Origin of the sequence: Novipirellula herctigrandis, from assembly GCA_007859835.1 — a bacterium.
In the GTDB taxonomy this organism is placed as follows: domain Bacteria; phylum Planctomycetota; class Planctomycetia; order Pirellulales; family Pirellulaceae; genus Novipirellula_A; species Novipirellula_A herctigrandis.
The window spans coordinates 5584062-5605212 of record SJPJ01000001.1; the positions used below are offsets into that span (position 1 = coordinate 5584062).

Genomic DNA, 21151 nt, shown 5'->3' on the forward strand with positions numbered 1-21151 from the left:
TATGCCTCACAAAGGCATATGCCAATGAGATGCGGGGCAAGTTGCGTACCGCAGTAGCGTTGTCGGTATTCCATTTGCGTATCCTATTTCCATTTGCGTATACAGCGCGGCATCGTCCTTCAAGTGACTGTGGGTAATTCGTTGCCACGTGGTAAGGGACTTCCAGTAGGTTGGAACACTCAAAATGAAGATCGTAATGAAGCCATCGTTGGTTTTTCTATTCGCCCTAATGTCGTGGTTGCTACTGCTTGGGTGCGGCGGAGTGGAAAAAAATGTGCCCGAAGAGAACGCCGCGATTGTGTTAGCAGCTGCAAGTACGGTGGAGGCGATGAATGAGATTGTTGACCAATTCGAGTTGCAAACCGGAACGCAAGTGGTCCTTTGCAGTGGGGCTTCGAATGGTCTTGCGCGTCAAATTGCCGCGGGGTCACCGGCGAATGTTTTTGTCTCGGCAAACCAGCAATGGGCAGACGCGATTATCGAGTCAGGAATTGCTGAGGAAAGCACGCCGCTGCTTACCAATCGGCTCGTGTTAGTTGTCCCCAAGGGAAACCCAGCACGCGTCCAACAACCGAGTGATTTGAATTCGGACGAAGTTCGGCGGATCGCAATTGCTGGTGAAAATGTGCCGGCCGGGATTTACGCGGAACAGGTTTTGCGGAAGCTCGGGTTATATGAAACGCTCGTGTCTGTGAACAAGTTGGTACGGGGCAGTGATGTGCGATTGACGTTGACATATATAGAGCGAGGTGAAGTGGAAGCTGGGATTGTCTATGCAACCGACGCGAAGAACTCGGATGGCGTGGAGATTGTTAGCGAATTCGATCCGCAGTCGCACGACGCAATTGTCTATCCCGTGTTATTGCTCAACAATGGAATAGCGAATGTTATGGCGAAACCGTTTTACGAGTATCTGAAATCAGACGAAGCGATTAGAGTATTTGAATCGCATGGTTTTCGTCCGGCGCGATAGATAAAAACTTCAAAGGTCAACCAATGTCATCTGCTGAATGGAATGCGATTTGGCTCAGCATCCAGGTGGCGTTTGTGGGTGTCCTTGTGAGTTTGCCGATTGGTATAGCAACAGGATGGCTGCTCGCTCGAAAACGCTTTTTCGGCAAAGCGGTGGTGGAAACGATCGTCAATTTGCCGTTGGTGTTGCCTCCGGTTGTGACCGGCTATCTGCTACTGGTGACATTCGGACGCAGTGGGTTTTTAGGTCGGATCCTTGAGAATTGGTTCGGATTGCGATTTGTGTTCGATTGGAAAGGAGCTGCTTTGGCAGCAGCGGTCGTCTCGCTTCCATTGATGGTGCGTGCAATTCGGGTCGCGTTCAGTTCGGTTGATCCGAAATTGGAACAAGCGGCACGAACGCTTGGGGCAAGCCCGCTCGATACGTTTTTTACTGTTTCGCTTCCGCTGGCTCGTCACGGTGTGATCGCAGGTTGCATGCTTTCGTTTGCCAGAAGTTTAGGTGAGTTTGGAGCGACAATTATGATTGCCGGAAGTATCCCAGGTGAAACTCAAACGATTCCGCTCTACATTTTTAACCAACTGCAAGTACCAGAGGGAATGAACGGGGCGCGAAGTATCGTGTTGTTTTCAATTGCGATTGCGGTTGTCGCATTGTTCGCCGGTGAGCGACTTGATCGTCGAGGTGTCGCGGGGCAAGCATGAATAACACGCTTTCAATCAATTGTCGTTATCAACACGCATCCGGATTTAAATTGGATGTGGTGATGAATGCTACGGACACCGTAACCGCGATTTGTGGTTCGTCGGGTAGCGGCAAGACGACGCTGTTGTCACTGATCGCAGGGTTGGCGATACCAGAAAGTGGTTTCATTTGTCTTGGCGATCAAGTTCTGGTTGATACAACGAAAAGCATTTTTGTCACGCCTGAGCGTCGTCAGATTGGGGTTCTTTTCCAAGAGAATCGATTGTTTCCTCATTTGAAGGTCAAAGCCAATATTGAGTATGGAAATCGAAGACGTGGTGACGACCAAGTGTGTGTTGCGAAGCTAATCAAGACACTCGAAATCCAACACGTTCTTGGTCGGTATCCCGGATCACTTAGCGGGGGACAACAGCAACGGGTCGCCTTGGCACGCGCGATTGCGTCGGGGCCGAGGCTACTACTACTGGACGAACCACTCACAGCGGTGGAAGAGAGCCTGCGCGAGCAAATATCGACATACATCGAGCGAGTGGTTGAGGAGTTTCAAATTCCTACACTGTTGGTTAGCCACAATCGGTTGCTGGTTGAGCAAATTGCTCAGGGCGTTTTTACGATTGAAAACGGCTTCTTACGAGCGGATAGCATCAACTCGAATTGCTATTCTCAACCGTGCTGCTGTTGAGAGCGGTTTTTGCATTCGAGCTGTTTGGGGGCATGATGGGATGTTGTCTTCACCTCAGCGAGTCTGTGCGTTGTGATCGAATACAAAGAATTATCGAAATCCAATAAATTTCGATACCGATGCATAAATTCGTTTTGATGCGAGGTCTTTACTTCCGACAGCAGTACCTTGTGGAGCAGCGATGAGCAGATTGGCGGGGAGACTAGCCGAGGGCGAACAATCGGCGTGGGCTGAATTGTATGATGTGACTGTCGATGCGCTGTTTCATTACGTCACCGCGTTGAGTGGAGATCGTGGCGCAGCGGAGGAAATTTTGCAGGAGGTTTTTATACGATTGTTCCGCTTCCGAGATCGTTTGATGGATGTCGGTGATTTGAGAGCGTACGTGTTCATGGTGACACGAAACGAAACCAATCGATGGTTGAGTCGAACGCCACGTCGTCCAAGGCCGTTGCAACTTGACGAACAATCTGCGTTGCAGGTCAATGATTCACACGAGGAAGATGCCGAATTTTTACGATATGTCCTTGCCCAACTATCCAATGACGAACGCGAGATTGTTCACTTGAAAATTTATTCCGAGTTCACGTTTGCACAGATTGCTGAGATTTTGGAGGAGCCGGTGGGAACGTGTGCGAGTCGATACCGGCGCACCTTGTCCAAACTTCGAACGAACATTCAGGAGCAGATCGGATGAGCCAGCACGATCCAATCGAAAAATCGCTTCGGCGTTTAACGCCTCCGCAGGCACCCGCGTCGCTGCGTGTTGCCGTGCTCGGTGCGATCGAAATTCAACGCGATTCGGAAACCAATGTGACATTGGCCGAATCGGAAAAACGTCACTGGTTTGTTCGCATTGAACGGTTTGCAACCTATGCGGCTCCATGTTTTTTACTTTTAAGTCTGTTCACATTCGGCCTCGTTAATTGGTCCACCGGTAAACTGCTCCACGGCAATCACCAATCAGTATCGGATTCCACGAACCAAACCACGGACGACAGGAGTCGCTTTGCAAGCGGAAATCCTTTCAATTCGCCCCAAGCGTTCTTTCGTCACCACCTTGCTGTCCTCGAAACATTGAATAAAGAGCTGTTCCGTGAAACGACTAAAGAAATTCCTCAAGTGGACCGCGATCTTCCTCCTCTCGGTCGTATCCATCGTGATCTTGATTGTCGCGTTTCTGAATTGGCGAGCGTCACGCCAATTGGAAACACGTTTGGCGACATTGCGTGAGGCCGGCAAACCGCTTTGTATTGCTGATCTTCAGCCTTCACCAGTCGACGACTCCCAGAATGCAGCCATAGCGATCGGGTCGCTTGAGAAGGTCATCTCGGATTATGATCATCAGCTTGCCAAAGCAACACTCGAAATAGAAACCGATGAAGAACATGTTGCCGCTGCAATCCAAGTCGCTCGAAAAAGCGAGATTGAGAATCCCGGTCTTGTAGTGAAGCTTCGTGAAGCCTCACGTTTGCCCAAATACCAGCCGGACTACGATTTCTCGCTTGGTCCGACGCCACTTGTGGAAGATGTTCTAAAACAGGTTCATCCGATACGAACCGTTGTTCGTGTTTTGCGTGGTCATGGATTGATGTCGCTTTCGGACGGAAAAACTGACGAGGCAGTTCTTGATGCCATCGCAATCTTGCGTTGGAGTGAGCACCTTGCCAAAGAACCGCTGATGGTCAACTACTTGGTCAGTGTTGCGTTGTTTGGCGAAGCAGCCGATTTAGCCGCGAGCTGCATTTATGCTGAGGATGCGTCGTTGGAAATGCGTTCGGAACTGGTGCGCATGTTTGAAGATACTCCTCTTGCGGACCATTTTGCAAAGACACTTGACACGGAACTCGCATTTGGGATCTCCTCGTTCGATTCGTTTCCACTTTCACGTTTCCAATTCATGCTTGGCGAACTTTCCGATTATATCGACGTTTTTTCAGAGATGAAATCCATCGCGAAAATGCCGACTGGGCTAGCTCCGTCAACATCTCCGAAGGAGGGCCTTTTTACCGCACTCGCATGGCCAAGTTTTGCGTCGAGTTTGGCTAGTCTGAGACGCAGCCAAGCCAAGGCTCGAGCTCTTCAAATTTTGGCTACGTGGCAGACATTGGGAAGTGACACAGCAATCTCGATTGACGATCTTGGCCTACCCGAATCCGTGTGCACCGACCCGTTTGATGGATCATCAATGAAGCTAACCGTTGTCGGTGATTCGATCGCTATCTACGCGGTTGGCCAGGACATGGTTGATAACGACGGTAGTGTTGACGACGAACGAGATATCGGTATTTCGCCCTGAAAATATTGGTGAAGGGATTTTGGGGATTAACAAATAGGATTGAAACACTGCTTGCCTCGCAAGCGACATGCTGTCGTTTTTCAATAAAACGACTATCATTTAGCTCATGACTAACCGCCCCAACGACCGCGACTTTTTAGACCCCCAGGTCGTTTCGCGTCTGCGCGGATTGCCGTTGGTCGCCCGCAAGTTGATGTTGGGTAGTGTGTCTGGTAGGCATTCGAGCCCCCACCGCGGAGCGTCGGTTGAGTTTGCTGAGTATCGGAAGTATGTTCCCGGCGACGATTTAAGACGCCTTGATTGGCGAGCGTACGGCCGATCGGACCGGTTTTTTGTCAAAGAGTTTGAAGCCGATACGAATCTTCGACTCGTTTTTGTCCTCGACACGAGTGCTTCGATGGCGTTCGGCAGCGGGCCACTTTCGAAGCTTGATTACGCAAAACGGATTGTTGCAACGCTCGGTTATTTGGCTATTGAGCAAGGTGACGCAGTAGGCCTTTTTTGTGTGGCGGATCAGATTAAGGGTTCGTTGCCCGCAAGTCGAAACGCTTCTCATCTATCGGTCCTGTTTGACACGCTCGAGCAAACGCAAGGCGAAGGGGAGACGCGGCTGGCGGATGTTCTTCATGAATTGGCGGAAACCGTTCGGCAACGGGCGTGGATTGTTGTTCTATCTGACTTTTTCAGTGATCCGGAGTCGTTGCGAGATTGTTTTGAGCATTTGCGGTTTCGCAATCATGACGTGTCGGCGTTCCATCTTATGGACCCAGAGGAAATTTGCCTCCCGATCGAAAGACCGACGCGTTTTGTTGACATGGAAAGCGGTGCGACTTTGTTTGCCGAGCCAGCAGAAATAGCGGATCGTTATGATCGCGAGGTGCGTGATTACTTAGAATCCATCAAACGAGTAGCGCTGGAAACCGAGGTTGATTATCAGTTCGTGTCGCTTGATATGGCTTATGAGAAGGTGCTAACGCAGTTTCTGCTTGGTCGAATCCAAGGCCGAGGTGGTCGATGAGTTTGCTGCATCCGTGGATGCTCTTGGCTTTGCCGCTGATGGCTTTGCCTGTTGTTATCCATCTGCTTAATCAGAGGCGTTATCAAACGAAATCGTGGGCCGCAATGCTGTTTTTGATGCAAGCACACCAAGCCCAGCGTGGTCATGCGAAGATTCGCCAGTGGGCAATTCTTGCGATACGAACCATGGCGATCGGCGCATTGATCCTTGCCGCATCGCGTCCGCTGATGGATGGGCTCGCCGGATGGTCCTTCGGCAACGGCGCCGATTCGACGATTTTTGTCTTGGATCGGTCACCGAGTATGCAGCAAACGGGACTCTCAGGTGAAAGTAAATTGCAGTCAAGCGTCCAACGGATTGCCAATGTGTTTTCGAAGTGGGGGCGATCCGACTTTGCTGTGATTGACAGCGTTTACGAAGAACCATCAACGCTCTTGTCGGTTCAGTCGCTTATCGATTCTCGGCATGGCCGCAGTGCCTCGAATACTGCGGATATACCTGCGATGCTGAACAAGGCAGTCGAATACTCGCGACGCAATCAGTCGGGATCCACGGATGTTTGGATTTGCAGTGATTTGCGTTTGGCGGATTGGAAACCAGACAGCAGTGATTGGTTGACTTTGCGAGAGTCGGTCCGTGATCACCCCGGATCGATGCGGTTCCATTTATTGGCTTATCCAGAACAGCCGCCTTCTATAAATCGATCGATTCGCGTCAAAGAGATTTGGCGAGTTCGTGGTAGCGAAGCGTCCGAGGTTGTGTTGTCGATCGAAGTTGCCTGTGATGTGACGGCCCATCCCCCGAGCGAGGTTCCCGTGATGGTGGAAATAAATGGCGTGAGCACCCGCTTCATCGTTAAATTTGATGGGAATGCAGTTGCGCAACATGAATTTCGTATACCGATTGCCCCACACAACGAAAACGGATGGGGACACCTCTCGATTCCCGCCGATGCGAACCTTGCTGATAATGATGCCTATTTCGTTATTGACGAAGTGACGATTCGGCGCGTGATCCTGGTTAGCGAATCGGCCGATGTTTCGCGAGTCTTAAAACTCGCCGCCTCGGTGTCCCCTGACACGGGAACAGAAACGGGTGCCGAGGTGGAATGGGTTGAACCGAGTCAATTTGATGCTTTGTCGTTGGACGAGGTCGCATTGGTTGTTTGGCAAGCCAGTTTGCCGGACGATTCGACCAGCCTGCGTATTGAGTCATTCGTCAATCGAGGAGGTCAAGTGGTCTTTTTTCCGCCGTCGCAACTGGAAAGCGGTTTGGAACTCGTAGGGAACAACGCATTCAATGGTGTTCGTTGGAGTCGGTGGGTGCATGATCAGGGTAGGGCAATGGTGGAATCTTGGCGACGCGATCAAGACTTGCTGGTTGTAACAAGCAATGGTGAAGAATTGCCTGTTGATGAATTGCAAATTGATGCCTATGGGAAACTTGAAGGTGACATCACCGTTTTGGCCACACTTTCCGGTGGTGACCCGCTACTTGCGCGTGTTCCCACAGCGAAGGGAGGCGTTTTCTTTTGCACGACTTTGCCTTCGGAGAAATTTTCTTCGCTAGCAGAAAATGGAGTAGTGCTGTACGCGATGATTCAGCGAGCGATTGACCAAGGATTGATCTCGTTGGTGTCTTCGTCGCAGTGCATCGCCGGGCAGGTGCCTCGATCGATGACCCAGTCGCTCGCATCATGGCATCGTGTGGCTGGTGACCAAAGCACGTCATCAAGCGAGTATGCGTTTCAATGTGGTGTTTATGAGATTGACTCTGAACAGGTCAGGTCAGGGCAGGGTGTAGCTGGAGGGGGCAATAGCGTAGCGGTGAATCGATCGGAGGCGGAAGACCAACCAGGTCTAGCGACAGTTGCGTTACTGCAAGGGTTATTCGATGAGCTTGATTTCACTCGGGTGGATGGTGCGCTGGACCAAGAGAGCACGGGTGCAAGTGAGGTTTGGCGTTTCTTTTTACTGGCGATGCTTGGGGCTCTATTGTTTGAAGCGATCCTTTGTTTGCCGCGTTCACTGAAAAAGGAGATTGTGCCAAAGAGTTCGTCTCAAACGTCTTCGTGGGCGTCGTTGCGTATCGCTAAAGCGGAAAACGAAACGGCATGATGGAACAAGGCCTTACCTTTGATACCTCCGCAACCGTGATCGCGATTACAATTTTTGTGATCGCTTGCTCATGCGTGCTGTCATGGATTGCATGTTGGCGATCAGGTTTCCGCCGTCGAATAGTCATGCTCGAAGTGTTGCGAGTGGTGTTGGTGGCTTCCATTGTCTTGTTGTTCAATCAGCCTGAAATTGGATTGAAGGTTGAACGGAATCATGAGCCGACGCTAGTGGTCTTGGTGGATCAATCCAAGAGTATGTCGACTCGTGACGTGGTATCCGACGGTCAGGCGATCGTTAGTCGCGCCGAACGGATCGAGCCTTTGTTGGACACCAAGACGTGGAAGAGGTTGTCAGGCAATGTAAACACGGTGATCATGCCCTTTGAAAACAGTGAATTGAATCGTGAAACGAATTTGCATCATGCATTGGCGGTAGCCGACAAACAATATGCGAACTTACGAGGCATTGTGTTAGCATCTGACGGTGATTGGAACGCCGGGCCGCCACCGGTTGAGATGGCGTCGCGTTTCGGCCTGCGGAAAATTCCCGTGTACGTGGTTCCGGTGGGCAGCACGAAACGATTGCCTGATTTGCGGATGTTTTCCTTCGATTGCCCAGCTGCAGCGGTTCCAGACAAGCCCGTTCGGATTCCATTTTCCATCGAAAGTTCTCTTCCGAGAGATCACCTTGCTGTCGTCACACTGGAAGACTCCGATGGCGAGGTCCTTAAAAAGGATGTCACGGTCAAGGCCATGGGGCGAACCGATGATGTGGCTTGGTGGACACCCGAAGAGATTGGCAACACCACGCTTCGGCTATCGGTTGCCTTTGCGGAAGAAGAGCAAATATTTGACAACAACGCTTTGTCGGTTTCGGTTTCCGTGCGACATGAAACGCTGAGAGTTCTCGTGATCGAGTCATCGCCCCGATGGGAATATCGGTTTTTGCGAAATGCGTTTTCGCGTGATCCCGGGATCACGGTATCATGCCTTTTGTTTCATGAGGGGTTGAGCAAACGCGGTGGTGGTAACGCGGACTACATTCAAGCCTTTCCCGAAACCTTGAGTGAGCTTGCGACGTATGACGTTGTTTTTTTGGGTGATGTTGGGCTTGGCGACACTCATCTGACCGAACTGCAATGCGAATGGCTAAAGGGTTTGGTGGAACAACAGGCAAGCGGCTTGGTGATTATCCCTGGTTCAATGGGGAATACATCGTCGCTGGCGAATTCTCCACTTCAAACGTTGTTGCCAGTCGAACTCGATCAGCGTGAGTCACGCGGTCGAGGATCACAAATGCCCGGATCTTTCGCTCTGACTCGTTCGGGACGCCGCAGTTTGCTGACTCGCCTAGTCGATGAGGAGGCCGAAAACCTTGATGTTTGGGATAGTCTTCCTGGGTTCCAATGGTACGCTCCGCCTTTACGAGCGAAAGCGGGTAGCGATGTCTTGGCTGTTCATCGTGACCAGTCCAATGCGTACGGGCGAACGCCACTGATCGTCACTCGGTCGTTTGGCAGCGGCAAGGTGATGTGGATGGGTATCGATAGCGTTTGGCGTTGGCGAATGGGTGTCGAGGATCGATATCACTATCGATTTTGGGGGCAAGTCGTTCGTTGGATGGCCTACCAGCGCAATAGGGCAAAGGGTGATTCGATGTGGTTGTCGTATTTGCCTGAGCAGCCGAAACGCGGACAAACCGTCTCGTTCACAGCGAATGTGATGGGATCTCAATTGGAACCGTTGGCCGACGCCAATGTCACTCTACAGATTCTCTCGCCAGCGGGCCAAATCCGAACCGTCACGTTGGAGTGCACGGATCGAGACTGGGGGATTTATTCCACAACGCACGAATTGAACGAGCCGGGCAGCCACACGCTCACACTTCGCTGCGCTGAAACCAACACGACACTTGAATCACCTCTCTATGTGCAAGACATTGTGCCAGAGCACGTCGGCAGGCAAGCTCGGCCCGACGTGCTCGAAGAAATCGCCAAGGTATCGCAAGGTCGCGTCTTTGGTCCCGATGATACCGAATCGGTGATCGACACTATCGAAGAAATCCAGCAATCGCAACGCGAAATTCGTCGCCTTCGGATTTGGAGTCACCCAGCAACGATCGTTGGTTTGATCTTTTTCTTTGGTCTTTTCTGGACAGGTCGCAAAATCGTCGGATTGATTTAAACCGATTTTTGGCCGGTAATCGGTTTTTCCCGATTCAACTTATTGTCGGTCAAGCTTCGTAATTCGCACATTGCGAAACAAGAATTGGCCTCCTCCTGGGACTTCGGATTGAAGCGCGATGAAGCCCTCTGGTTCGGTGATGCCATCGATAGACCAAGCCGATTCGCCATTCACTTTCAAAGAGGCCTTAGACCCTTCGACAGTCAATTCAAATTTGTTCCACTCGTGCGGTTTTGTCGGCACGGAGTTTTTGCCGTTTTTGAATCCAACTAGTTCGCCCTCCAGGCCTTTTCGCAAATTCACTTGGAATCTCGGAGGCCATGGTTTACCTTCGGGCACCGAGGAGTAGCGGAAATAGACGCCCGAGTCCCACATCTTTTCGTCGAGTGCTTTCCATTCATATTGGAGCACAAAGTCTTTGTAGCGTTCTTTGGTTTGAACGAGTCCATTGCCTGCTTTGATCAAAATGGCACCGTCTTCAACAACCGCTTCGCATCCAAGCACGTCGAAATTGTCAAGTGATTGTCCGCCGAACAAGACAACCGGTTCTTCGGCATTTGCGTCAAGCGTTGGGAGACCAAACAGAGAGCTCGCGGCAAACAGAAATAAAACAGAGCGAAGTGACATGGAAAAGCCTTTTGGGAAGGGGGATGTAAAGGTGGGAAGCCATTGATTTACGCATAGCTTATCATAGTTCCAAAGTATTGCGGTCCTACCGACGTTCACTTTCTTCAAATCAGGATGTGTCATGTTACTTCCGACTCGAATATTGGGGCGAACTGGTCTAAGTGTGACTCAGTTGGGCTACGGCAGTATGGGGCTCCGCGGGCCACAAACGTGGGGAGTTCGCGTGGTGGATGAATCGCACGCCGAGCGGATGTTGAATTTGGTGCTTGATAGCGGGATAAACTTTATTGATACCGCACCCGATTACGGAATCAGTGAAGAGCGAATCGGGCGATACATTGCCTCGCGGCGCGATGAGTATATTTTGGCGACCAAGTGTGGATGTGATTACACTCAACACGAAGACCATCTCGAGATCAATCACGTTTGGAGCAAGGATGTCGTCGAGCGAAATCTGCACACGTCGCTTGATCGGATGAAAACGGACCATATCGATCTACTTCAATTTCATGGTGGCGATGCCAAAACGCTTGTTCAAAACGGATTGATCGACCAGCTTGTTTCTTTTCGTGATCGAGGTTTGGTTCGCTTTGTCGGCGTGTCGAGCAAGATTCCTGAACTCGAAGGTTTGATCGAGCTTGGTGTTTTCGATACTTACCAGATTCCCTATTCTTGTTTGGCTCCCGAGCATGGCGATTTGATCGTCAGAGCTGCGAAACAAGGTGCCGGTATCATCGTTCGTGGTGGTGTTGCCCAGGGCGGCCCCGATGCCGAAATCCAGCGACCGAACTTGAACCAAGTGTGGGAGCGAGCGGGCTTGGATGGCATTTTGCCCGACGGCATGTCACGAGCGGAAATGATTCTTCGCTTCACTTTGTCTCATCCGGCAATCAGTACCACGATCGTCGGAACTTGCAACGAAGCCCATATGATCGAAAACGTCGCTGCAGCCAATGCCGGGCCGCTTAGCGACAAGTTGGTAACGGAAATCAAGGTGAGAATTCCGTAGTATCCGCGAGCGATTGGCGGTTCAGTTGAGCCGCTTTTGCGGATAAGCTTTCAACCATGAGCCTAAGTTTGCCTGATCTTCCACCACTGCCATCTGAAGCATTGTTGATCGATGTGCTTTGTACCAAGTCATACCACGGTGTTAAGCATGCGATCGTTTTGTCGCCGGGCCGCGGACAGTCGGCATGGTCGCTTGCCGAGCGGTATCCGCGAGCGGATGTCGTCGCTTGGTTTGTCGATAGCCACCGCGCGGCAAAAGCACGTCGATCGACGGTAGGAACCGTACGGATTGTATGCAGTAGTGATCTGCCCGAACAAATGGTGGACTTGGCATTGCTTCCGGTGCTCAAGAATGGTGAGGCGGAAATGAACCGTGAACTGCTCCAACAAGCACACCAACGGCTGCGAGTCGGCGGGACTCTTATTGCGTCCGTGAACGCTCCCGACGACCAATGGTTGCTCAAGCAAATGCAGGCCGTTTTTGACAAGGTTCACTGTCGTCGACTGCAATCAGGATGCGTATACTTTGGCAAGAAGAAAAGTGAAATATCGAAAATCCGGAGTTTTGACGCGGAGATCACATTTCGGGTCGAAGACCAAATTTTAACAGCCTTTTCACTTCCTTCGGTTTTTTCGCATCGTTCGATCGACAATGCCGCGCGCGTCATGATTCGCCACGTCGATGTTCCAACTGGATGCAACGTTTTGGAACTGGGGTGTGGTAATGGCGCTGTCGCCATGGCAGCAGCGTTTCGTTCGGCGACCGGTGATGTTTATGCGGTTGACTGCAACACTCGAGCGGTCGATTGCGCACGCCGTGGCGCCGAGGTGAACGGCATCAACAACCTAACTGCAATCTTGAATCACGACGGCAAGCTGAGCGGTCTCGAGCCATGCGACTTGGCACTGCTCAACCCTCCCTATTACGGTGATTTCAAAATTGCCGAACATTTCATGGCCACCGCCGCTTCCTGCCTTTCAGCGGGGGCGCGGGCTTGGGTGGTCACCAAACAAACGGGCCAATACCTTGATCGAGAGTGGCCAGGATTCTGCGTCGTTGACCAGCAAAAAGCTCAGGGATACGATTTGCTCGGTTTTGAGAAAATGCGATAGCGATGCTTGGGGCATTCGTCAGTGGCCGAATTGCATTTGAGAGTTTTGGCGATTTGGCTGCGCCCGTGGTATGATCACGTGTCAATGGTTTTCCGCAGCACTTGACCTTTCTTCGCCTCTAGCCCATGAGTTTTCGTACGATGAGACGATGCCTTTTCGGTTTGTCCTTGATTCTAATCTCTGTTTCGTGGACCGAGAGCCGTCTAGCAACGGCGGACGATTCAGCGGATTCCGGGCGGGTGACCGACGGTGATTTTCCCGACGGATTCCCCTACGGCAATGTTCCGCGGAACAAGCCTACACGTCCTTTGAGTGCTGCGATGAACCGTGTGTACGACAGCACCTATGGCTCAACCGAATTGGCAACGAACGAGTTGTTTTCCAATTTCAAATACACGCCACTCAAAGGATTTGACTACCACGGACATGACGGAACCGTTTCGCGACGCGATGCGACGAAGATCATCCGTGCAAACGATCAATATTATGTCTGGTACACGCATCGCCAAAGCGATACGCCACCCCGTGGCCCTAGCGGTGGAAACGAAACGATTCCTTCGTGGGATTGGGATCTCGCCGAAATTTGGTTTGCAACTAGCAAGGACGGTTTCGTATGGGAAGAGCAAGGAGTTGCCGTGCCACGGGTCGAGAAGCCTTACCCAGGATGGCGATCGGTATCGACTCCTGACATCTTGGTTTGGAAAGGAAAGTATTACCTTTACTATCAAGCGTACGTCGTCATGCCCGGATCGCCATCGACATTGGGTACCGGCGGCGATGATTGTGGCGTATCGGTGGCAGTTGCGGATTCGCCTAACGGGCCTTGGACACCATCAAAAAAGATCGTCGTCGAAAATGGGCCTAAAGGGACTTGGGATCAATACGTGATTCACGATCCTTATCCGCTAATCTACAACGGCAAAATCTACCTGTACTACAAAGGCGAAATGGGAGGAACTCCACCGGTTCGCGCTCAGGGGCTTGCGATTGCAGACGATCCCCTTGGTCCATTTGTGAAGCATCCATTGAACCCGGTCATCAACTCAGGGCATGAAACGTGCCTGTTTCCATTTAGAGAGGGGCTCGCTGCATTGGTCAGCCGGCACGGGCTTGAGCACAATACGATCCAATATGCGGCCGATGGCGTAACATTCGAAATTAAATCGATTACTTCGTTACTGCCGATTGCACCTGGAGCATACGTCGCGGATGCATTTGACGATAATGGCGACGGTCGAGGGATCACTTGGGGCCTGTGCCATTTCCGAAATCTCGGTTTGCCCGATAAGAGTCATAGCATGTTGGCAAGATTCGATTGCGACTTGAGCCTCGATGTTCATGATATCGAGATGAAAGAAAGCGACCTCTTCGTCCAGCCTGAAATCTTCTTTAACTTCGGACTCAGTCCAGAGCAACGGGCACGAATCGAATCGGGAACCGCCATAAAAGCTCGAAACGATTGATCACGTGTCGAATCGATCACAGGAATCATCGCGATAGCGTTTGCACGCGGCTACCACTCGCCGGTATTAAGATACTCGTTGATTGACTTCGCAGCGGTTCGGCCGGCACCCATTGCGAGGATGACCGTGGCGGCACCGCTGACGATGTCTCCACCTGCGAAGACACCTTTTTTGCTCGTTCGCAGAGAATCATCGTCAGCAACGATGTAGCCCCATTTGTTAGTTTCCATATCGGGTGTGGTCGATTGAACGAGCGGATTCGCACCGGTCCCGACGGCGATGATCGCGACATCGAGGGGCATTTCGAATTCGCTTCCTTCGATGGGTTGGGGCCGCCGCCGCCCCGATTCGTCGGGCTCGCCGAGTTCCATCTTGATGAGTTTGACGGCTTTCAAAACGCCTCGCTCATCACCGATGAATTCGATTGGATTATGCAGGTTCAGGAATTCGACACCTTCATCTTTGGCGTGGTGGACTTCTTCCCCGCGAGCGGGCATTTCTTCTTCACCACGTCGATAGATGATATAGGCATGCTCAGCTCCAAGTCTCATCGCCGACCGGACGGAGTCCATGGCCGTATTGCCGCCTCCTACGACGGCAACATTGCGATCGCGGCACTTGTAAACGGGTTCGTCGTAGTTTTCTTCGTCGTATGCCTTCATCAAATTGACGCGAGTCAAGAATTCATTGGCCGAGTAGACGCCGCCGAGATGTTCGCCGGGAATATTCAAGAATTGTGGTAGTCCGGCACCTGTTGCGATGAAGACAGCGTCGAAATTTTCTTCGTCAAAAAGCTCGTCAATCGTGACGGATTTTCCTACGACAACATTGGTTTGGAAATCGATGCCCATCTTCTTCATGTTTTCGATTTCGCCACGGACGATATCTTTCGGCAATCGAAATTCCGGGATGCCATAAAGCAAGACGCCGCCGATTTCGTGCAACGCTTCAAAGACGGTGACATCGTGACCGTGGAGAGCCAAGTCGCCGGCACAGCTGAGCCCTGCGGGACCACTGCCGACAATAGCCACTTTCTTGCCAGTCGCTGGCGCTCGCTCAGGCAATCCGATTTCCCCGGTTTGCCGTTCGTAGTCAGCAACGAAACGTTCCAGGTTTCCGATCGCAAGCGAACTGAATCGCTTGCCCATGATGCATGCGCCTTCGCACTGTTTTTCTTGAGGACAAACGCGGCCGGTTACGGCCGGCAGTACGTTGTCTTCACGAATTTTCGCTGCGGCTTTGAGGTATTCACCATCGAGAACCAGCTCGACAAAGTCCCGAATCTTGACACCCACGGGGCATCCTTGGACGCATTTCGGGTCCGCACAAGAGAGGCATCGTTGTGCCTCGCTTTCCGCCGCGACGACTTCCAAACCCAAGTTGACTTCTTCGAAGTTGCGAGCTCGTTGCTTGGCGTCTTGCTCAGGCATTCCTTGGCGAGGAATCTTGACGCGTTCTTTTGGGGGAAGTGATTTGGCCATGGCGTGAAAATCGCAATGAGTCGGAATAGAGTGAGGAAAATGCGGAAGGCGAGACGAGATTGGAACAGTCGCAATTATCGATCAGGCATTGGATTGCGTGCCGATTTTGGGGCCGACTTCGGGATGTTCGTGCTGAAGGCGACAAGCGGACTTTTTGCTTTCACATTGCTCGGATTCAAATTGCTCAAGCGACTTCTGTTCCTGATCCTTGTACAAACTATTTCGTTGGATCAAGATTTCAAAATCGACATCATGAGCGTCGAACTCGGGGCCGTCGACGCAGGCAAACTTACTTTTGCCACCGACTTGGACACGGCACCCGCCGCACATTCCCGTTCCGTCGACCATGATCGGATTCAAGCTGACAATCGTTTTGATGCCTTTCTCGCGAGTCACGTCCGCGACGGCTCGCATCATTGGGATAGGGCCGATCGCCAAGACGCGTGCAATGGTTTCGCCGCGGTCAATGAGTTCTTGAAGCTTCTGGGTGACGAAACCTTGTTCGCCGTAGCTGCCATCATCGGTCATGATGCACAATTCATCACTGGTCGCTTGAAGTTCCTCTTCAAGAATCAGCAGTTCCTTGTTGCGAGCGCCCACGATACTGATCACGCGACTGCCAGCTTGTTTCATCGCCACGGCGGTTGGATAAGCGATCGCCGTTCCCACACCGCCACCGATCACGACGACGGTTCCGAAATTTCCGATCTCGGATTCTTCGCCGAGTGGCCCAACCACGTCCAAAATGGTGTCACCGGTATTAAGGGTGTTGAGCCATTTGGTTGTTTTCCCGACGCCTTGAACGATAATCGTGATGTTTCCTTGGTCGTCCGAGTCGGCGATGGTTAGTGGAATTCGTTCCCCGTGCTCGTCGATACGGATGATGACGAATTGGCCCGCTTTTCGTTTTCTGGCGACGCGGGGGGCATGAATTCGGAATAACTTGACATCCGGGGCAAGTAGCTTGGCTTCGACGATTGGGTACATGGGCTCCTGCTGCCGCTCGGTAAGAGGTAAATTTACGCTCAATAATGATCAAGAAACTCGCCACATTGACTAGCATCCGTCAGCCATCTCAGGATGTCAACCACGTAGAAAAGCACGTAGAAGCCGTCCATCGAATGAGTTCGTCATCCACATCCAATTGCCGCGTCCGTTTGAGCATTCCGCCAAGTCTGCTCAGGCAATTGACTGCATTTCGCCGGCACGTGTGGCGGACGAAGATAGCCGAGGCGGGCTGTATGGCATTCGTGGTCTGTTTTGCCGTGTTTATGATTGTGTTCACTCTCGACCGATTTGGGGATACCCCTGCGACAATTCGTCTCGGGTTTTTCCTCGGCGCCGTCGTCATTTGCTTGATGGTCCTTTATCGGGGGCATCGTTGGGTTTGGGATCATCGGCGGCCCGACCAACTCGCCAAACTGGTACGACAACGGCGGCCAGGCTTGGGCGACCAACTGCTCGGCGTTGTCGAGTTGGCTCAATCCGATTCCGAACAAACTCGATCGGGGGCTTTGTGTGCCGCTGCGATGCAGCAAGTCGCTCAGACGGCGTCACGTTTGGACTTGATCGATGCATCGCCACCCTCGCGAACACGGCCGTTAGGTGTTGCCTTATTGGCTGTCGTTGGCTTGGCGGTGATGACTTCCATCTTTGCTGGCGATGCGGCAAAGAACACGTGGGCCCGCCTTGCATTTCCATGGCGAGATACACCTCGGTTCACCTTTACAACGATTGAGCCAATTGCTTCCACCTTGATTGTTCCGCATGGCGAATCGGTTCGTTGGTTGGTCTCGCTTGATGAAACGAGCCAGTGGAAGCCATCGACGGCGAGTCTTGCGGTTGGCGAGTTGCCCGGTGTCGCGGTCTCGCGCCAGGATCGGACGTACGCGTTCAACTTGCCATCGGTGACAGAGCCGACACAAACGCGATTGACGATCGGCGACTACCACCAAATTTTTTCGATCAATCCCAAGCTGCGTCCCGCATTGGTTGCGATCGGTGCGCAAGTGGAATTTCCCGAGTACTTGCAACGTCCGCAGCCGACATCGCTTGAGGTGCGTGGCGGTATTGTGGCGGCTTTGAAGGGGAGTCGAGTCACCGTTCATGCGACCGCATCACAACCGCTTGCATCCGCGACCAGCGACGATGTTCCGCTCGAAATTGTTGGCGACACATTTACGATGCCGCCACTTGACGTCGATAGCCAAGAAATCGAACAGCGAATCGAGTGGCAAGATCATGATCGGGTATGCGGGGCCGAGCCTTTTCGGCTGTCGATCAAGCCCTTGGTTGACCAGCCGCCGTCAATCGCGGCCGTCAATTGGCCAAAGAACTTGGTGTTACTGCATAGCGAACTCATTCGATTCGAGACGTTGGCGGTTGACGACTTTGGAATCAAGCGAATCGGCATCGAGTGGTGTGGGCTCGATGATCGCAACGGCAATACGGCTACGGGCGAGCGAACGATTGCACGCGGCGGCCCCGAAATGACATCGCTCGAATTGCCCGCGACGTTCTCTGCTGGTTCGCTCGGTATTGAGCCACAGCCGATTGAGCTTCGGTTGTGGGCAGAAGACTATTTGCCGAATCGACAGCGAGCCTATTCGATGCCTCTACCTGTAACGCTGCTTAGCAACGCACAACATGCTCAGTGGATGACAAATCGATTGTCCCTTTGGCAGCAATCCGCTTTCGACATTCGGGACCGAGAGATGCGGTTGCACCAGCGGAACGAACAGTTGCGTCAGCAACAACATGGGGCCAATAACGAAGCACTGCGAGATGAGCTTCGCCAGCAAGCGGCAGCGGAAACTGCAAATGCGAGGCGATTGTCCGAATTGACCAAAGCAGGGGAAACGCTCCTTCGCCAAGCGGCAAAGAACACCGATGTGGCAGCAGAACAGGTCGAAGAGGTTGCTGAAATGATCCAAGTCCTGCAAGACATCGCGACCCATCGAATGCCCTCTGTCGCGGACTTACTCGAAAAAGCGTCTGCTATGACGCAATCCAAAAATCAATTGAGGCAGCAAGATGATTTGCCAATCGTTGGAGAGAACCGGATGAAGTCGCGTACGTCATCCACATCCTCGTCTACGGAAGGCCAAGAAGAAGGCCCAGAGGAAGGTGCCGAGGAAGAACAAGAATTCCCCAGTATTGTTGATCAGGAATCTTCCCAGCAAGCCGTTGGCGAATCGAAGGTCGAAGAAACCAGCGAGACTACGGATTCAGAAGCTCGATTGGATTTGGCCGCGACGACCATCGCCGGTTCCAAGGCGTCGCAGTCGAGCAACGAGACCCATTCCGAGTCCGAGGAGAGTACGCTTGACGAAGTGCTCGACGAAGTGCTCGACGAGGCGATCGAAGAACAAGCCGAACTTTTGGCGGAGTTCAAGAGACTCGCGGACGAAATGCATCAGACACTTGTGAAGCTGGAAGGTAGTACGTTCGTAAAGCGTTTGAAAGCGGCTTCGCGAACGCAGGACCAAATCGCCGAGCGACTGGCCGCCCCGATCGAGCAGACGTTTGGTGAAACCCGTCTCCGTCCGTTGGATCAAGAATTGTTCGGCCAGATTGCTCAGCTACAACAGACGAATTGCGAAGCGACGAAAAATACGGTTGATGACATGCATGCCTTTTATGATCGTAGACAGCTCGTGACGTACCGACTCGTCCTTGCCAAGATGGAACAAGAGACGCTTTTGCCATCGCTTGAGCAGCTTCGTCGCCGGATTCCGAATGAGCCCGGTTTGTCGATTGCGCAGGCGGAATACTGGTGTGATGCCCTCGACCAATGGGCGGATGCTTTGGTTGAGTCGCCCGATGGTGATTCGGATCCTGACGCGGAGAAGACTGCGTCGCTTCCGGTTGCCGTCATTCTTGAAGTGCTTCGAATCTTGGAACAAGAAGTCAACTTGCGTGAACAAACAAGGGCGGCAGAGCAATACAAGGTAGTGGCGGCCGAGTCGGCGTACCAAGACGAAGCGACACGTTTAAGCCAGGTGCAACAAACGCTGCGAGGTCGCGTCGAGTCCGTGATTGCTGATTTGGAAGCGGTGCCCGAGGGAAACGTGGCCTTCGAAGACGAGATTAACTTGATGTTGATGGTCGCTCAAACGATGAACGAAGCGGCTAGTATCCTGGCGTCTCCCGATACTGCTGGTGAAGCGATCGCGGCCGAGTCGGAAGCGATTGAGCTATTGCTGCGTTCAAAGCGGACGGATCCCAGCGGCGGCACCGATGCGGGGACGGATCCGAGCGGGGGAGGGCAGGGCGATGCTGCCAATGCCGCGCTCGCCCTGATTGGTGCCGGATTAAATGCCAGCGAACAATTGCGTGAATCGGAGGCTGTCCAATCCACCGGTGTTACTGGTCAAACGTTTCCCGAAGAATTCCGAGCTGGCCTCGACGAGTACTTTCGTCAATTGGAGGAAAGCCGATGAGCCGGATTTTTGTAGCGGCGACATTGTTGTGCATCGCGATCGTTGTTGTTCTCAAGCCAACTGCCGGTATGGCGCAAGACTTCGATGGCAATGTGGTTTCACGCGAGGTGCGCGAAATGATGGATCGCGGCTTGTCTTTCCTCGTCGAGGCACAATCGGATAGCGGTCATTGGAATGATATGGGAGAAGCGGGGGCCGGAACGACGGCACTCGGTTTGTTGTCGCTGCTCGCTTCAGGCGAAAATCCCAATTTTGGAAAATATCAAATGGCCGCTCGAAAAGCGATTCGACATATGATCTCGACTCAGGATGCGGAAAGCGGTTTTATGGGGCCGAGCATGTATCACCATGGGTTTGCTCTGCTTGCGTTGGCCGAAGCATATGGGCAAGTCGACGAAGACCGTTTATGGAACGGAAGTGAAGCTGTGAACCGGCGTGGTATTGGAACCGCGCTGGAGCTTGGGGTTCGCTGTGCAATCACGTCGCAGAAGAGCAACCCGCGTGGCGGATGGCGATACTCGCCAGGGGCAATAGATGCAGACACATCCGTGAGTGGTGCTGTGATGATGGGGTTATTGGCCGCCCGAAACGCGGGAATCGAAGTGCCCGATGAGGTAATCGATCGCGTGTTAGACTATTTTGTCAGCATGACATCGGATGACGGCGTGGTCGCGTACGCGGGCGGGTTGGATGGTTTTGGCGAATCAATCGCGCGATCTTCGATCACTTGCCTTGTGTTGGCGATTGCTCGACGCAAAGACCTGCCCCAGTATAAGGCGACGGAAACCTATCTTCGAAACCATCTGAATCAACGGTCGGCTTGGACGGAATATGCTCGATACTATCAAGCACAGGCATTGTTTCAAGCCGACATTGAAGCGTGGAAAAAGTGGAACGAAGGTTTGGTGCGTACGCTAAAGTCCCGACAAAATGCTGACGGCAGTTTTCGAGGCAACATGGGTGCGGCGAACAATACGTCCTTGTCGTTATTGGCATTGGCACTGAATTATCGGTTGTTGCCGATCTATGAAAGGTAATTG

General features: G+C 52.4%; 17 protein-coding genes. 14 read left to right on the top strand and 3 right to left on the bottom strand.

Going from position 1 to position 21151, the window contains the following annotated elements; all coding sequences use genetic code 11:
- Positions 1 to 184: 184 nt before the first annotated feature.
- From modA to CA13_RS20475, 9 genes are all read left to right on the top strand, one after another.
- Positions 185 to 973: a molybdate ABC transporter substrate-binding protein gene (modA, locus tag CA13_RS20435; protein ID WP_146399763.1), complete on the top strand. Its 789-nt coding sequence runs from the start codon at positions 185 to 187 to the stop codon at positions 971 to 973.
- A 23-nt stretch (positions 974 to 996) separates the two neighbouring features.
- Positions 997 to 1677 (top strand): molybdate ABC transporter permease subunit, encoded by a 681-nt coding sequence (gene modB, locus CA13_RS20440; protein WP_146399765.1) that lies wholly within the window; start codon positions 997 to 999, stop codon positions 1675 to 1677.
- The gene (locus tag CA13_RS20445; protein WP_146399767.1) at positions 1674 to 2360 is read left to right on the top strand and encodes an ATP-binding cassette domain-containing protein; all 687 of its coding nucleotides are present in this window, start codon (positions 1674 to 1676) and stop codon (positions 2358 to 2360) included. The genes modB and CA13_RS20445 overlap by 4 nt, the downstream gene beginning before the upstream one ends.
- A gap of 181 nt (positions 2361 to 2541) precedes the next feature.
- Positions 2542 to 3057 carry an RNA polymerase sigma factor gene (locus CA13_RS20450; protein ID WP_146399769.1) on the top strand — a complete coding sequence of 172 codons (516 nt, stop codon included), beginning with the start codon at positions 2542 to 2544 and terminating at the stop codon, positions 3055 to 3057.
- Positions 3054 to 3593: a hypothetical protein gene (locus CA13_RS20455; protein WP_146399772.1), complete on the top strand. Its 540-nt coding sequence runs from the start codon at positions 3054 to 3056 to the stop codon at positions 3591 to 3593. The genes CA13_RS20450 and CA13_RS20455 overlap by 4 nt, the downstream gene beginning before the upstream one ends.
- Positions 3520 to 4659, top strand: coding sequence for a hypothetical protein (locus tag CA13_RS20460; protein WP_146399773.1), 1140 nt, complete (start codon positions 3520 to 3522; stop codon positions 4657 to 4659). Before CA13_RS20455 ends, CA13_RS20460 begins: the two co-directional genes overlap by 74 nt.
- Positions 4660 to 4765: 106 nt before the next feature.
- Entirely contained in the window at positions 4766 to 5677 is a 912-nt protein-coding gene (locus CA13_RS20465) for a DUF58 domain-containing protein (protein ID WP_146399775.1), read from the top strand.
- A complete protein-coding gene (locus CA13_RS20470; RefSeq protein WP_146399777.1) occupies positions 5674 to 7794 on the top strand; it encodes a BatA domain-containing protein in 2121 nt (706 codons plus the stop codon). Before CA13_RS20465 ends, CA13_RS20470 begins: the two co-directional genes overlap by 4 nt.
- On the top strand, positions 7791 to 9977 hold the full coding sequence (locus CA13_RS20475) for a VWA domain-containing protein (RefSeq protein ID WP_146399779.1): 2187 nt from the start codon (positions 7791 to 7793) through the stop codon (positions 9975 to 9977). Before CA13_RS20470 ends, CA13_RS20475 begins: the two co-directional genes overlap by 4 nt.
- Positions 9978 to 10016: 39 nt before the next feature.
- On the opposite strand, the gene CA13_RS20480 is transcribed toward CA13_RS20475, so the two are convergent.
- A complete protein-coding gene (locus CA13_RS20480; protein WP_419194624.1) occupies positions 10017 to 10604 on the bottom strand; it encodes a 3-keto-disaccharide hydrolase in 588 nt (195 codons plus the stop codon).
- 121 nt (positions 10605 to 10725) lie between these two features.
- Between CA13_RS20480 and CA13_RS20485 the strand changes: the two genes are divergently transcribed.
- The 3 genes from CA13_RS20485 (at position 10726) to CA13_RS20495 (ending at position 14188) form a co-directional block, all read left to right on the top strand.
- Positions 10726 to 11613, top strand: coding sequence for an aldo/keto reductase (locus CA13_RS20485; protein ID WP_146399783.1), 888 nt, complete (start codon positions 10726 to 10728; stop codon positions 11611 to 11613).
- A 56-nt stretch (positions 11614 to 11669) separates the two neighbouring features.
- Positions 11670 to 12725: a methyltransferase gene (locus tag CA13_RS20490; RefSeq protein WP_419194625.1), complete on the top strand. Its 1056-nt coding sequence runs from the start codon at positions 11670 to 11672 to the stop codon at positions 12723 to 12725.
- A gap of 140 nt (positions 12726 to 12865) precedes the next feature.
- A complete protein-coding gene (locus CA13_RS20495) occupies positions 12866 to 14188 on the top strand; it encodes a glycoside hydrolase family 117 protein (protein WP_146399785.1) in 1323 nt (440 codons plus the stop codon).
- Between the two features lie 50 nt (positions 14189 to 14238).
- Here the strand turns inward: CA13_RS20495 and gltA are convergent, their stop codons facing one another.
- Positions 14239 to 15669, bottom strand: coding sequence for an NADPH-dependent glutamate synthase (gene gltA / locus CA13_RS20500; protein WP_146399787.1), 1431 nt, complete (start codon positions 15667 to 15669; stop codon positions 14239 to 14241).
- A gap of 81 nt (positions 15670 to 15750) precedes the next feature.
- Positions 15751 to 16656 carry a sulfide/dihydroorotate dehydrogenase-like FAD/NAD-binding protein gene (locus CA13_RS20505; RefSeq protein WP_146399789.1) on the bottom strand — a complete coding sequence of 302 codons (906 nt, stop codon included), beginning with the start codon at positions 16654 to 16656 and terminating at the stop codon, positions 15751 to 15753.
- Between the two features lie 134 nt (positions 16657 to 16790).
- Between CA13_RS20505 and CA13_RS20510 the strand changes: the two genes are divergently transcribed.
- Together CA13_RS20510 and CA13_RS20515 are read left to right on the top strand one after the other, a co-directional pair.
- The gene (locus CA13_RS20510; protein ID WP_146399791.1) at positions 16791 to 20111 is read left to right on the top strand and encodes a coiled-coil domain-containing protein; all 3321 of its coding nucleotides are present in this window, start codon (positions 16791 to 16793) and stop codon (positions 20109 to 20111) included.
- Positions 20108 to 21148, top strand: a complete 1041-nt coding sequence (locus tag CA13_RS20515; protein WP_146399793.1) for a prenyltransferase/squalene oxidase repeat-containing protein — start codon at positions 20108 to 20110, stop codon at positions 21146 to 21148. Before CA13_RS20510 ends, CA13_RS20515 begins: the two co-directional genes overlap by 4 nt.
- Positions 21149 to 21151: the final 3 nt, after the last annotated feature.